This window comes from Gordonia sp. IEGM753 (genome assembly GCF_050321825.1).
Lineage (GTDB): Bacteria > Pseudomonadota > Gammaproteobacteria > Pseudomonadales > Pseudomonadaceae > Aquipseudomonas.
Genome location: NZ_JBNQGB010000003.1, coordinates 49,448 through 62,861 on the forward strand (window position 1 = coordinate 49,448; position 13,414 = coordinate 62,861).

At 57.9% G+C, this 13,414-nt stretch carries 13 protein-coding genes; 6 read left to right on the forward strand and 7 right to left on the reverse strand.

Annotated features, from left to right (window positions below; translation table 11 throughout):
• Positions 1–177: 177 nt before the first annotated feature.
• Positions 178–2,367, forward strand: a complete 2,190-nt coding sequence (gene katE / locus ACQR3R_RS17175) for a catalase HPII (RefSeq protein ID WP_428273547.1) — start codon at positions 178–180, stop codon at positions 2,365–2,367.
• Positions 2,368–2,489: 122 nt separating this feature from the next.
• Here katE and ACQR3R_RS17180 read toward each other — a convergent pair whose 3' ends face one another.
• From ACQR3R_RS17180 to zur, 4 genes are read right to left on the reverse strand one after another with little or no spacing between them, the layout of a single operon-like run.
• Positions 2,490–3,206 (reverse strand): PA5502 family lipoprotein, encoded by a 717-nt coding sequence (locus ACQR3R_RS17180; protein WP_428273549.1) that lies wholly within the window; start codon positions 3,204–3,206, stop codon positions 2,490–2,492.
• Positions 3,207–3,243: 37 nt separating this feature from the next.
• Positions 3,244–4,032 carry a zinc ABC transporter permease subunit ZnuB gene (gene znuB, locus ACQR3R_RS17185; protein WP_428273551.1) on the reverse strand — a complete coding sequence of 263 codons (789 nt, stop codon included), beginning with the start codon at positions 4,030–4,032 and terminating at the stop codon, positions 3,244–3,246.
• A complete protein-coding gene (znuC, locus tag ACQR3R_RS17190; protein WP_428273553.1) occupies positions 4,025–4,810 on the reverse strand; it encodes a zinc ABC transporter ATP-binding protein ZnuC in 786 nt (261 codons plus the stop codon). The genes znuB and znuC overlap by 8 nt, the downstream gene beginning before the upstream one ends.
• On the reverse strand, positions 4,810–5,292 hold the full coding sequence (gene zur, locus ACQR3R_RS17195) for a zinc uptake transcriptional repressor Zur (RefSeq protein ID WP_428273555.1): 483 nt from the start codon (positions 5,290–5,292) through the stop codon (positions 4,810–4,812). Before zur ends, znuC begins: the two co-directional genes overlap by 1 nt.
• 66 nt (positions 5,293–5,358) lie before the next feature.
• On the opposite strand from zur, the gene ACQR3R_RS17200 reads away from it, so the two are divergent.
• Positions 5,359–6,279, forward strand: a complete 921-nt coding sequence (locus ACQR3R_RS17200; RefSeq protein ID WP_428273556.1) for a metal ABC transporter solute-binding protein, Zn/Mn family — start codon at positions 5,359–5,361, stop codon at positions 6,277–6,279.
• A 63-nt stretch (positions 6,280–6,342) separates the two neighbouring features.
• Here ACQR3R_RS17200 and ACQR3R_RS17205 read toward each other — a convergent pair whose 3' ends face one another.
• Both ACQR3R_RS17205 and ACQR3R_RS17210 read right to left on the reverse strand, forming a co-directional pair.
• Positions 6,343–7,293 carry a homoserine kinase gene (locus ACQR3R_RS17205; protein WP_428273558.1) on the reverse strand — a complete coding sequence of 317 codons (951 nt, stop codon included), beginning with the start codon at positions 7,291–7,293 and terminating at the stop codon, positions 6,343–6,345.
• 57 nt (positions 7,294–7,350) lie between these two features.
• Positions 7,351–7,647 carry a DUF2782 domain-containing protein gene (locus tag ACQR3R_RS17210; protein ID WP_428273560.1) on the reverse strand — a complete coding sequence of 99 codons (297 nt, stop codon included), beginning with the start codon at positions 7,645–7,647 and terminating at the stop codon, positions 7,351–7,353.
• Between the two features lie 74 nt (positions 7,648–7,721).
• Between ACQR3R_RS17210 and polA the strand changes: the two genes are divergently transcribed.
• Positions 7,722–10,493: a DNA polymerase I gene (gene polA, locus ACQR3R_RS17215; protein ID WP_428273562.1), complete on the forward strand. Its 2,772-nt coding sequence runs from the start codon at positions 7,722–7,724 to the stop codon at positions 10,491–10,493.
• Positions 10,494–10,789: 296 nt separating this feature from the next.
• On the opposite strand, the gene yihA is transcribed toward polA, so the two are convergent.
• Positions 10,790–11,431 carry a ribosome biogenesis GTP-binding protein YihA/YsxC gene (yihA, locus tag ACQR3R_RS17220; RefSeq protein ID WP_428273564.1) on the reverse strand — a complete coding sequence of 214 codons (642 nt, stop codon included), beginning with the start codon at positions 11,429–11,431 and terminating at the stop codon, positions 10,790–10,792.
• A gap of 191 nt (positions 11,432–11,622) precedes the next feature.
• Between yihA and ACQR3R_RS17225 the strand changes: the two genes are divergently transcribed.
• The 3 genes from ACQR3R_RS17225 to ACQR3R_RS17235 all read left to right on the forward strand — a co-directional run bounded on the left by ACQR3R_RS17225 (position 11,623) and on the right by ACQR3R_RS17235 (position 13,413).
• Entirely contained in the window at positions 11,623–11,913 is a 291-nt protein-coding gene (locus ACQR3R_RS17225; RefSeq protein WP_054048012.1) for a c-type cytochrome, read from the forward strand.
• Positions 11,914–11,959: 46 nt separating this feature from the next.
• A complete protein-coding gene (locus ACQR3R_RS17230; RefSeq protein WP_428273567.1) occupies positions 11,960–12,571 on the forward strand; it encodes a c-type cytochrome in 612 nt (203 codons plus the stop codon).
• A 200-nt stretch (positions 12,572–12,771) separates the two neighbouring features.
• Positions 12,772–13,413, forward strand: a complete 642-nt coding sequence (locus ACQR3R_RS17235) for a DsbA family protein (protein WP_428273569.1) — start codon at positions 12,772–12,774, stop codon at positions 13,411–13,413.
• Position 13,414 lies beyond the last annotated feature (1 nt).

Sequence of the window (13,414 nt, forward strand, 5' to 3'; positions counted from 1 at the left end):
AGCGGTAAGCCGGGCGCGCATTTTAGCCTGTCCGTATAGAGGTTATTAGCATTTATTCGGGATTCATCCTTCGATTTGGCAATAACGCGATCAAAGGTCATAAAAAAGGAACGGCTCAAAAGCTCATCAGTCACTAATAAGGCAACTCGAAACCGCCCCCGGTGCCGTGCCTGGGGAATGCATAAGAATCCTGGCTACGGCGGGAATCGCAACGAGGAGTTTAGACCGATGAGTACCAAGAAACCTGCCGCGCCAAAAAGCGCTTTGGCCGGGACCGATACCCTGGACCGCGGCAACACCAATGCCAAGCTCGACAGCCTAGAGAAATATCGCTCCGACGCCACCGAACAGGCGCTGCGCACCAATCAGGGCGTGAAAGTCTCGGACAATCAGAACACGTTGAAGGTCGGTGCTCGCGGGCCTTCGCTGCTTGAAGACTTCATCATGCGTGAAAAAATCACGCATTTTGACCATGAGAGAATTCCCGAGCGCATCGTGCATGCACGCGGCACCGGGGCCCATGGTTACTTCCAGGCGTACGAAAACCATAGCGACCTGACCAAGGCTGGTTTTCTGCAAGACCCGGGCAAAAAAACGCCGGTTTTCACGCGGTTTTCCACGGTGCAAGGGCCTCGCGGCTCCGGCGATACCGTGCGTGATGTCAGGGGTTTCGCAGTCAAGTTCTTCACCGACGAGGGCAACTTCGACCTGGTGGGCAACAACATGCCGGTTTTCTTCATTCAGGACGCCATCAAGTTTCCTGACTTCGTACACGCGGTAAAACCCGAGCCGCACAACGAAATTCCTACCGGCGGCTCCGCCCACGATACGTTCTGGGATTTCGTTTCACTGGTGCCGGAATCGGCGCACATGGTGATTTGGACCATGTCTGACCGGGCGATCCCGAAAAGCTTGCGCAGCATGCAAGGTTTTGGTGTGCATACGTTCCGGTTGGTCAACGCCGAGGGTAAATCACGTTTCGTCAAATTCCACTGGCGCCCTACCGCCGGCACCTGTTCGCTGGTGTGGGATGAAGCACAAAAGCTTGCGGGTAAGGACACCGATTTCCACCGTCGCGATCTGTGGGAATCGATCGAGATGGGTGACTATCCGGAATGGGAATTAGGCGTACAGATTATTGAAGAAGAGAACGAGCACTCGTTCGACTTCGACATTCTCGACCCCACCAAGCTCATTCCCGAAGAATTGGTACCGATCACGCCGCTGGGCAAAATGGTGCTCAACCGTAACCCGGACAACTATTTCGCCGAAACCGAGCAGGTTGCTTTCTGCCCTGGACATATTGTGCCGGGGATCGACTTCTCCAATGATCCGTTGCTGCAAGGACGGCTGTTTTCCTACACCGATACGCAGATCAGCCGACTCGGTGGTCCGAACTTTCACGAGATTCCGATCAACCGTCCGGTGGCGCCGTTCCACAATGGACAGCGCGATGCCATGCACCGAACCACTATCGACAAGGGCCGTGCTTCTTACGAGCCGAACTCGATTGACAGCGGCTGGCCGAAAGAAACCCCACCGGCGGCACACGATGGCGGCTTCGAGACGTACCCAGAGCGCATCGACGCCAACAAGATTCGCCAACGCAGCGAGTCTTTCGGCGATCACTTCTCGCAAGCGCGGCTGTTCTTCCACAGCATGAGCAAGCACGAACAGGAGCACATCATCGCGGCGTACAGCTTCGAGCTGGGCAAGGTTGAGCGTGAGTTCATTCGTGCACGCCAGGTGAATGAGATTTTGGCCAACATCGACCTGGAACTGGCCAAGCGTGTGGCCCAGAACCTGGGCTTGCCGGCGCCAAAAACCGGAACCGTCAAGGTGCCCAAAACCTCTCCAGAGCGCTCGCCCGCACTCAGCCAGGCGAACTTGCTACCCGCGGATATCAAAACCCGCAAAGTGGCTATTCTGGCGGCCAACGGCGTGGACGGCACAGCGATCGATGCGATGAAAAAAGCACTGATGGCCGAAGGTGCACACGCCAAATTGCTGGGGCCAACCTCGGCACCGGTCACCACGGCCGATGGCAAGTCGTTGCCGGTCGATGCATCGATGGAAGGCTTGCCTTCGGTGGCATTCGACGCGGTATTTGTGCCCGGCGGCGCGGCGTCGATCAAGGCGTTGAGCGGTGATGGTGTGGCGCTTCACTACGTGTTGGAAGCGTATAAGCACCTGAAGGCGATTGCCCTGCATGGCGAAGCCAAGCAATTGCTGGACGTGTTGAAGCTGGAAGTTGATGCGGGATTAATCGTCGGTGCTGATGCGAAGCTGATCAAACCCTTCTTTGCCGCGATTGGGCAACATCGGGTTTGGGATCGCGAACCGAAGGCCAAGGCGATTCCGGCTTAGTTGGAAACGTATTGCTAGGAAGGACGCCTTCGCGGGCAAGCCTCGCTCCTACGGACTTTATGTTGGTCGCTGGTATGTGAACAACTCAAGTCCTGTAGGAGCGAGGTTTGACCGCGAAGCCTTTAAGGTTTGCGCGGGCTCAAGACTATTTGCGCGGGTATATTGCGCAGGATTTGCTTCTCGATGTTCAGGTCGAAATCCGCGTCCAGTTTCTTCACACGCTTGGTCAGCAATGTAGCGAGCCAAGGGTAATCCTGAGTACGCGGTGCCTGAATACTGACGTCACATTGGTAATTCACGACATCGGCGGCGATGGCGTCCAACTGATGGCGTAATTTGCCCATATCGTTGAGATTCAACGCAACGGTCGTGCTTTCAGCCGTGGGGTCGATGACCCTTGCCTTCGGCCGGGCTTCGGCGGCCATAAGCGCAGCTTCAGCTCTATCCAGCTCTGCCTTACGGGCATTGACGATGGCGTTATTCACCCCGCCCGTCAGCGCCGGTGCTTTGGGCATCAAGGCCCGGGCACGGCTGAGAGCAGTGGCGGCGGCATTTACATCACCTTTTTGCAGCACGATTTGACTGCGGCGCAAGTAGGCCTCGGCCAGTTGTCGCTGATATTGCTCAAGTGACTGATCGTTAGGTGACTCGGCCTGCAAGGCTGCGAGCTGGTCTTCAGCCGTGGCCAGCTCGCTGCTGGCCAGGTTTTGTTCCAGCTGCGCGATGGCCACGGCGCGTGCATCAGCGGGCTCGGTGGCCGCCGGTGGCGTGCTTTGGCATGCGCCCAGCAGCAGCGAAAACGCGGCAAGGAGCAGATAACGGGAGGCTAACAGCTTCATTCCTGCGACTCTCTATTTGCGCAAAAAACGAGCAAGTCTACACCCCTCGACGGGGCAGGACAAAACTCAGCAGAAACAGCGCGGCCGCCGTGACGACAATCGACGGGCCCGCCGGGGTGTCCTTGTACCAAGACAAGGCCAGCCCGCCACACACCGCAATCATGCCCAGCAGGCTCGCACCCAGTGCCATTTGCTCGGGTGACCGGGCGTGACGCTGTGCCGCAGCTGCCGGAATAATCAGTAACGATGTGATCAACAACACACCGACGATTTTCATGGCCACCGCAATGACTACGGCAATCAACAACATCAAGGTCAGGCGCAATGCCGCTACCGGAAGACCTTCGACCGTCGCCAGCTCTTCATGCACGGTGATTGCCAGCAAGGGCCGCCACAAAGCGATCAGCAACGCCAGGACCGCTGCGCTACCACCCAGGATCCACACCAGATCGGTCGGACTGATCGCCAGCAAATCGCCGAACAGATACGCCATCAGGTCGATCCGCACTTCATGCATGAAGCTTAGTACCACTAAGCCAAGCGAGAGCGTGCTGGGCGCGAGAATCCCCAACAACGTGTCAGACGCCAGCGGTTGACGCTGCTGCAAGGTCACCAGCAGCACCGCCAACAGCAAGCAGCCAACGGTGACGGCCACCGTGGGGCTGACATCGAGCAAGAAGCCCAACGCCACGCCGAGCAGGGCTGCGTGAGACAACGTGTCACCGAAGTAAGCCATGCGCCGCCACACCACGAACGAACCCAATGGGCCCGCGACCAGCGCCAGAGCCAGGCCTGCCAGCAGGGCGTAAAGCAGAAAATCAGCCATGCTTGCAGCTATCTCCGTGAACGTGAGGTTGGGCGGGCGAAGCCGCGCTGACCACCGAGCCATGCAAATCATGGGCGTGGTCGTGATGGTGGTGATAAATCGCCAGGCTTTGTGCGTTCTTGCCGAACAGCTCGACGAAAGCCGGATCGCCGCTGACCTGCTCGGGATGCCCGGAGCAGCAGACGTGGCGGTTGAGGCAAACCACTTGGTCGGTGGTGCTCATTACCAGGTGTAAATCGTGAGACACCATCAAAACGCCGCAGCCGTGACGGTCGCGTAATCGGGTGATCAAACTGTAGAGCTCGGCTTGCCCGGCGACATCGACGCCTTGCACTGGCTCATCGAGCACCAGCAATTGCGGCTCGCGCAGCAGCGCCCGGGCCAGCAGCACGCGCTGCATTTCGCCACCGGAAACACTCTGCACTGGGCTGTCGATCACCTGTTCGGCACCGACTTCCTTGAGCGCTGCCAGCGCGCGAGCGCGATCCACACCGGGCACCAGGCGCAAAAAACGCAGCACCGAAAGCGGCAGCGTCGGATCAACATGGAGTTTTTGCGGCATGTAACCCACGCGCAGTTTGGGCTTGCGCCAAACGCTGCCGCTGTCGGGCTTCAAAAGGCCAAGCACTGCCCGCACCAGCGTGGTTTTACCGGCACCGTTAGGGCCGATCAACGTCACGATCTGCCCCGGTTCAACGCTGAGCTCAATGTTATCTAGCACGTTTTGCCCGGCAAACGTGACGGTAACCTGCTCCAGACGGATCAGCGCGTTGCTCATCAAGCCCCCTGGCAACCCGAGCACAGCCCGATGACTTCAACGGTCTGGCCTTCAACAATGAACCCGACATCGCTGGCGCTGCCAATGATCGCATCGCTGATGGATTTCTGTTCCAGCTCGATTGCCGCGTGGCATTCCCGGCAAATCAGGAACTGGCCTTGGTGGGCGTGTTCCGGATGATTGCAGCCGACGAAGGCGTTCAACGAAGATATTCGGTGGACGAGACCGTTATCCAGCAGGAAGTCCAGCGCCCGATAGACCGTCGGCGGCGCGGCGCGGCGGCCATCCTGCTCGCTAAGCACGGCAAGGATGTCGTAGGCACCCAGCGGTTTGTGGCTTTGCCACACCAGCTCCAGCACACGCCGGCGCAATGCGGTCAGGCGCAGGCCTTGACGCGCACACAGGGCATCGGCCTCGGACAAAGCGCTGTGCACGCAATGAGAGTGGTCGTGGGGACGGCTGGCAATCGGTGTTTTTGGCATGAGCGGCGACGAGGTTTGTGAGAGACGTTATTATGTTACCCGTTCTCGCCTCTTCGAGTGGTCATCGTGTCCCGACTTTTTTCTATCTATGTCGCATTTATCGCAAGTTTTCTGCTGATGGGTTCAGCGCAGGCCGAGGTCAAGGTGCTCACCAGCATCAAGCCGCTACAGCTGATCGCCGCAGCGGTGCAGGATGGCGTGGCGATTCCGGAGGTGTTGCTGCCGCCCGGCGCCTCGCCGCATAACTATGCGTTACGCCCATCCGACGTACGCAAGGTGCAGTCGGTTGATTTGCTTTACTGGATCGGACCCGACATGGAAGGGTTCCTCCCACGCGTGCTTAATGGCCGGACGCTGCCGAGCGTAGCCATACAGGATTTACCGGGCTTGAAATTGCGTCATTTCGCCGAAGATAGCCAGTCTCACGCCGAAGATGCCGACGAACATGACCATGATCACCGCCCGGGCACTCTCGATGCGCATTTATGGTTGTCGCCCGTCAACGCTCGGGTGATCGCCGAAAAAATGGCCGCTGACTTGAGCGCTGCCGACCCAGCGAACGCCGCCCGCTATCAGAGCAATACCAAGGCCTTCGATGAGCGCCTGGACGCTCTGGACCTGCGCTTGAAGGCACGCCTGGCGGGCGTTGCAGGCAAACCTTACTTCGTGTTCCACGAAGCGTTCGATTATTTCGAAGACGCCTACGGCCTCAAGCACACCGGCGTGTTCAGTGTTGCTGCCGAGGTTCAGCCGGGCGCCCAACACGTGGCAGCAATGCGCAAGCGACTGCAGGAAGTGGGCAAGACCTGTGTGTTCAGCGAGCCTCCTTTGCGTCCACGCCTGGCAGAGACGCTGGTTGCCGGGCTTCCGGTGAAATTGGCGGAACTGGATGCGCTGGGCGGTTACACGCCGGCAACGGCGAATGGCTATGAGCAGGTGCTGGAGAAACTGGGGAATGATCTGGCTGGGTGCCTGGACTCGTTGTAACCCCTAAAAAAGGGTGGGAGCAAGCTTGCTCCCATCCTTATTTCCCTTACTTTGCGGGCGCTCTCAAAGGGCAAACGGCAATGGTGTGCTGACTTTCTGCCGCTGCGCCAAACGCTGCTGAAACTCCATCGGGTCGTGAATCAACACGTCTTGCCCGGCAAAGGACTCGGCGGCGATCAGCCGAGACAGCCAAAACCGTACGCACGCCACACGCAACATTGTCGGCCAGAGTTCAGCCTCCGCAGCGGTGAACGGGCGTAGCGCTGCGTACGCGCCCAACAAGGCCCGGGCACGCGGCCCGTCAATCACGCCTTGTTCATCCGAACACCAGTCATTCAACGCAATCGCCACGTCGTACAGCATCGGCCCCGAGCAGGCGTTGTAGAAATCGATCAACCCGGTCAGGTGAGTGCCTTCGAACATTGCGTTATCACGAAACAGGTCAGCGTGAATATTGGCGCGTGGCAGCGCCAGAATTTTCGTCTTCTGCTGGGTGATTTCATCCAGCGCCCGCTGCAACAAATCGCTCTGTTCGGCATTCAGATGCGACAGCAACTGCGCGCCCTCCTCCAGCATCCAGTCCAGCCCACGATCGGTTTTGCGCTTGATCATGTTGGCCTGGGTTGCCAAGTGCAGGTGACCGAGCAACTCGCCCACCTGAGCGCAATGCTGCGCGTTGGCCACTTTAATGTGCTTGCCGGCAAGACGAGGCTGCAACAGTGCAGGCTTGCCCGCCAGTTCACGCAGGGCAACGCCGTCGGTGGTGCGCAATGCGTAGGGCACCGGCAAGTCGGCCTCATGCAGGACGTCCAGCAATTCGATGAAGAACGGCATTTCCTGAACGGGACCACGCTCAACCAGGGTCAGGACATATTCACCCTGCTCCAGGCTGATAAAGAAATTGGTGTTTTCACTGCCGGCGGCAATTCCCTGGAAATCAAGCAGGCGGCCGAGCCCGTAAGGGGCGAGAAAAGTTTCCAGCTCGGGCCGAGCCAGCGGGGTGAACACAGACATGTTTAAACTGCCAGTACGGGCGCCGCTTGATAGCCGGCGCCAATTGAAATTAAGAAACTACTTCCAGGTAAAAATTTCCCACGATGGAATCAGCATATCCGGCTGGTCGGACCGGATGTAGTTCGCGTCCGTACCATCTGCGCGCACCAGGAAGTAAGGCTTGCCTCCCTTCGGGGTGACCTTGATCGCATACACGAAACCACTCCGGCTGTATTCCTGAATGACCTTGTCGCCTTCCGTGTGCGTGTTGATGGTAACTTCCGGCTCGGATTTCGATACATCGGCCGCCGCCATGGCAGCGAATGGAACGGATGCAAAGAACCCTGCCAGCAACAGGCGATTTAGTGTGCGCATGATAACCTTGTCCCTTTGTCGTCAACGGTCCCGCTATTCTAGCGCCGGACCCGCCGAAAAGGTTGATCCTGCTCATGAGCCAAGCCCCCCTCGTCCTGGTGGACGGTTCCTCCTACCTGTACCGCGCCTTTCACGCGCTGCCACCGCTCACTACGTCCAAAGGCCTGCCGACGGGTGCGGTCAAAGGCGTGTTGAACATGCTCAAGAGTCTGCGCAAGCAGTACCCTGACAGCCCGTTCGCCGTCGTTTTCGACGCCAAGGGTGGGACTTTTCGCGATGACATGTACGCCGAATACAAGGCCAACCGCCCAAGCATGCCCGACGACATGCGCGTGCAGATCGAGCCATTGCACCAAAGCGTGATCGCCCTGGGTTTCCCTCTGCTGTGCGTCGAAGGCGTCGAGGCCGATGACGTAATCGGCACCCTGGCCCGCAGCAGCGCGGCAGCCGATCGGCCCGTGATCATCTCCACCGGCGACAAAGACATGGCGCAACTGGTCGATGGCCACATTACCTTGGTCAATACCATGACCGGTAGCGCCATGGACGTAGAGGGCGTGAAGGAGAAATTTGGTGTCGCTCCCGAGCAGATCATCGATTATCTGGCGCTGATGGGCGACTCCTCCGACAACATTCCAGGTGTTCCCGGCATCGGCCCCAAGACGGCTTCCGGCTTGCTGGTGGGAGTAAATGGCGGCCTGAAAGAGCTGTACGCCAACCTCGACGTAGTCCCGACCTTGCCGATTCGCGGCGCCAAGACCTTGCCGGCCAAGCTCGAAGAGCACAAGGAAATGGCCTTCCTGTCCTATCAGTTGGCAACCATCAAAATCGACGTGCCGCTGGACATCGGCCTCGACGATTTGCAGATGGGCAAACCGGATCACGACAAACTCGCTGAGCTTTACACCTTGCTGGAGTTCAAGAGCTGGTTCGACGAGAACCAGCGCGACGCCAAGCGTTCCGGTCAGGAGGTGACAGCTCCCGTGGTCGAAGAAGCCGCGGCTGAAACCGAACTCAAGTACACCACTGTCCTCACCCAGGCAGATTTCGACCTGTGGTTGAAGAAGCTCAACGACGCCAAACTGATTGCCTTCGACACCGAAACCACTGGCATCGATGCGCAACAGGCGCAGTTGGTTGGCCTGTCTTTCGCCGTCCAGGCCAACGAAGCTGCCTACATCCCGTTGACGCATTCCTATATGGGCGTGCCGGAACAACTGGATCGCGACACCGTACTGCTCGCGCTGAAGCCAATTCTGGAAGATCCGAACAAGCTCAAGGTTGGCCAGCACGCCAAGTTCGACATGAATATCCTGGCCAACTGCGCCATTGGTGGTGATCAAAGTTGCGGCATCATGGTTCAGGGCGTTGCCTTTGACACCATGCTTGAGTCCTACGTGCTGGATTCCACCGCCACCCGCCACGACATGGACAGCCTGGCCCTCAAATACCTGAATCACAGCACCACCAGCTTTCAGGACATCGCAGGCAAAGGTGCCAAGCAGCTGACGTTCGATCAGATTTCCCTTGAGCTTGCAGGGCCTTACGCGGCCGAAGATGCCGATGTGACATTGCGCCTGCATCAGACCCTGCAGGAAAAGCTGAATGCCATTGCGAGCCTGAGCAAGGTGTTGAGCGAGATCGAAATGCCGTTGGTGCCAGTGCTGGCGCGTATCGAGCGCCAGGGCGCGTTGGTCGATGCCAACCTGCTGGGCATTCAAAGTGTTGAGCTGGGCGAAAAAATGGTCGCACTGGAGCGTGAGGCGTTTGCCATCGCCGGCGAAGAGTTCAACCTGGGCTCGCCCAAGCAATTGGGGGTGATTCTTTACGAAAAACTCGGCCTGCCAATCCTCAGCAAAACCGCCAAGGGCCAGGCGTCTACCGCTGAAGCCGTGCTGGCGGAATTGGCCGAACAGGACTTTCCGCTGCCAAAAGTGCTGATGCAGTACCGCTCGATGAGCAAGCTGAAGAGCACTTACACCGATCGACTGCCCGAGCAGATCAACCCGCGTACCGGACGCATTCACACCTCTTATCATCAGGCTGTGGCAGCAACCGGGCGATTGTCGTCCAGCGATCCGAACTTGCAGAACATTCCGATCCGCACCGCCGAAGGCCGGCGGATTCGCCAGGCATTCGTTGCGCCAAAAGGTTACAAGTTGCTGGCCGCCGACTACTCGCAAATCGAACTGCGGATCATGGCGCACCTGGCCAAGGACGAAGGTTTGCTGCATGCCTTCCGCAATGACCTGGACGTACACAAAGCCACCGCCGCCGAAGTTTTTGGCGTGGAACTGGCGCAGGTCACGACCGATCAGCGCCGCAGCGCCAAGGCGATCAACTTCGGCCTGATCTACGGCATGAGCGCATTTGGCTTGGCCAAACAGATCGGCGTTGATCGCAAGCAATCCCAGGCTTACATCGACCGCTACTTCGCCCGTTACCCAGGCGTCCTGGAATACATGGAGCGCACGCGCGCCCAAGCCGCCGAACAAGGTTTCGTCGAAACTATTTTCGGACGCCGCTTGTACTTGCCGGAAATCAACGCGAAAAACCCGGCATTGCGCAAAGGCGCCGAGCGCACGGCCATCAACGCCCCGATGCAAGGCACCGCGGCCGACATCATCAAAAAAGCCATGGTGGCTGTGGATAACTGGCTGACGTCCTCGGGGCTGGACGCCAAAGTCATCCTGCAAGTGCACGATGAATTGGTTCTTGAGGTGCGCGAAGACCTGGTGGACCAGGTGCGTGACGAAATTCGCGCGCACATGAGCGGCGCCGTGAAACTGGACGTGCCGCTGCTGGTGGAAGTGGGTGTGGGAAATAACTGGGACGAGGCTCACTGAGTCGGCCAAAACGTGCCATCTGCTGCGGCATAGTGCCGCGGCGGATAGGCCGCATGGGCATAGCTCGGAACGCGCTTGAGATTATTCCAAAGGCGACTGAAAAAATTCTGAACTAATCTTGTGAAGTGCCACTCAGAGTTACTGAATGGCTGGTGAAGCCGTTCATGCTCCTATGTTGTGTTAAGTGTTGGCAGATATCTGGACCCCGCCCTAACGGTCTAGAGCTTGAACCCCGGAACTTCCCCCTCCCCATAAGAAGTCCGGGGTTTTTTTTGCCCGCCATTTACCGCCAGGCCTTATTCAGCAGGCTCTGAGCCTTTGTCCGGCAGCTCCATCCAGCCCGCCAGTACAGTGTAGGCGTCTTCCAGACCCATGCGTTTGGGCGCAGAGAACAGCTGGATAGTGATCGCATCACCCCAACCCTTACGAATATCTGCCTGAACCTTCAACAGCACATTTTTCGCGGCGCCATAAGTCAGCTTGTCTGCTTTGGTCAGCAAAATATGCATCGGCATGCCACTGGCGACAGCCCAGTCCAGCATCAGCAGGTCGAAGTCGGTCATTGGATGACGGATGTCCATCATCAGAATCAGGCCCTTCAAACTCTCGCGACCACCCAGATAAGCCTCCAGGTGACGCTGCCAGTGCAGCTTCAACGGGATAGGTACTTTTGCGTAGCCGTAACCCGGCAGGTCGACCAGACGACGATCATCGTCTAGCTTGAAGAAGTTCAAGAGTTGCGTGCGACCTGGAGTTTTCGAGGTCCGCGCCAGGCTGGCGTGAGTCAGGGTGTTCAACGCGCTGGATTTACCGGCGTTGGAACGCCCAGCAAACGCTACTTCAAAGCCTTCGTCGTCGGGACATTGATCGACTTTGGCAGCGCTGAGCATAAAGGTGGACTGTTGGCACAGGCCGAGGATGGGGTTCTTGAGTTGCATGGGATTTCCGATGTGGGCGGCGCCGGGAATGGACGCGGCGAGCAGTGTCGTTTCCGTTTCAGTGACGCCAGTATATAATGCCGCAGATTTTGTGTGCGCTTTGTCCCAGCGTAGGATGAAGTTCACGAGAGCGATTGACCTTGATTGCGCACTAGAACGCAGAAAGCTCTCAACCCTGAAAAGGTCGTTTTATGACGAAATGGCTGCTAGCTGCCGGTGTCTTGATGCCGCTTTACAGCGCTCAGGCTACACAGGATCCGGAAGCTGTGTACAACCGTGTTTGTGGTGCCTGTCATTCCGGCCAACTGCCCATGGCGCCTCAAAAGGGCGATCAGGAAGCTTGGACGCCGAGGTTGGCGAAAGGTATGGAGACGCTGGTGCAACACGTGACCCAGGGTTTCAAGGCGATGCCGCCGCGTGGTTTGTGCATGGACTGCAGTGCCGAGGATTACCAAGCCATCATCCATTGGATGAGCGAGTGATCCCGGCCCATAACTCTTTAACCCTTAGCCGTAGTTGGATTAGCTGATGAACAAATTGATCGTGAGTCTGCTGTTGACCGTGGGGATCACAGGTATTGCCCATGCTGCAGGTGATGCGACTGCTGGTCAGGCGAAAGCCGCAGTATGTGGCGCCTGTCATGGCCCGGATGGCAACAGCATGGCGCCTAACTTTCCAAAACTGGCAGGTCAGGGCGAGCGTTATCTGGACAAGCAGTTGCACGACATCAAGTCCGGCAAACGCCAGGTACTTGAAATGACCGGCCTGCTGACCAACCTGAGCGATCAGGACCTGGCCGACATCGCCGCTTACTTCGCCAGCCAAAAAGGTAGCGTTGGCGCCGCCGACCCTAAAATCGTGGCTCGCGGTGAAGCAATTTTCCGTGGCGGTAACCTGGACAAAGGCCTGCCGGCCTGCACCGGTTGCCACTCGCCTAATGGCACTGGCAACGCCGCCGCTGGCTTCCCGCACCTGGGTGGCCAACACGCTCAATACATCGCCAAGCAACTGACCGACTTCAGAAAAGAAGAAGGCGGACGCAATAACGATGGCGATACCAAACCGATGCAAACCATCGCCAAAAAGCTGAGTGATGAAGATATCGCGGCAGTATCCAGCTACATCCAGGGCCTGCACTAAGGCCTGCGGATCGAGCGTTGCGAGACATGTACATCTCTTGCAACGTTAACGCTCGATTAATCCGTTACTGCAAGTATAAAAAGGGTGGCCTAGGCCGCCCTTTTTTGTGGCCGCTACCGTTACACTAACGAACTCATGCCCGCCATGATCTGTCAAAAAGCAGGTCGCGCGTGGCGACCAAAATTGTCCAGGAGTAAAGCATGCGTAATCTGATCATCGGCGCCGCATTTGTCGCTGCCAGCCTGTTCGGCATGACTGCCCAAGCCGCTGAAGCCCCCGCCGCACCTTACGTTGAACTGAGCAATCCGGTTCCGGTCGCCGTGCCTGGCAAAATCGAAGTGGTCGAGCTGTTCTGGTATGGCTGCCCACACTGCTACGCGTTTGAGCCGGTGATCAATCCTTGGGTTGCGAAACTGCCTTCCGACGTGAACTTCGTGCGTATTCCAGCCATGTTCGGCGGCCCATGGGATGCTCACGGCCAAATGTTCCTGACACTGGAAGCCATGGGCGTTGAAAGCAAGGTTCATGCTGCGGTGTTCGAAGCCATCCAGAAAGAACACAAGAAGCTGACCGACAAACAGGACATGGCTGACTTCCTGGCGACCCAAGGCGTCGACAAAGACAAGTTCCTGGCGACTTTCGATTCGTTCGCCATCAAGGGCAAAATTGTCCAGGCCCGCGATCTGGCCAAAAAATATCAAATCTCCGGTGTACCGACCATGATCGTCGATGGCAAATACCGTTTTGACATCGGCTCTGCCGGCGGTGCCGAGCAAGCATTGAAACTGGCTGATGACTTGATCGCCAAAGAGCGAGCGGCGAACAAGGCTGCTGCTAACTAAG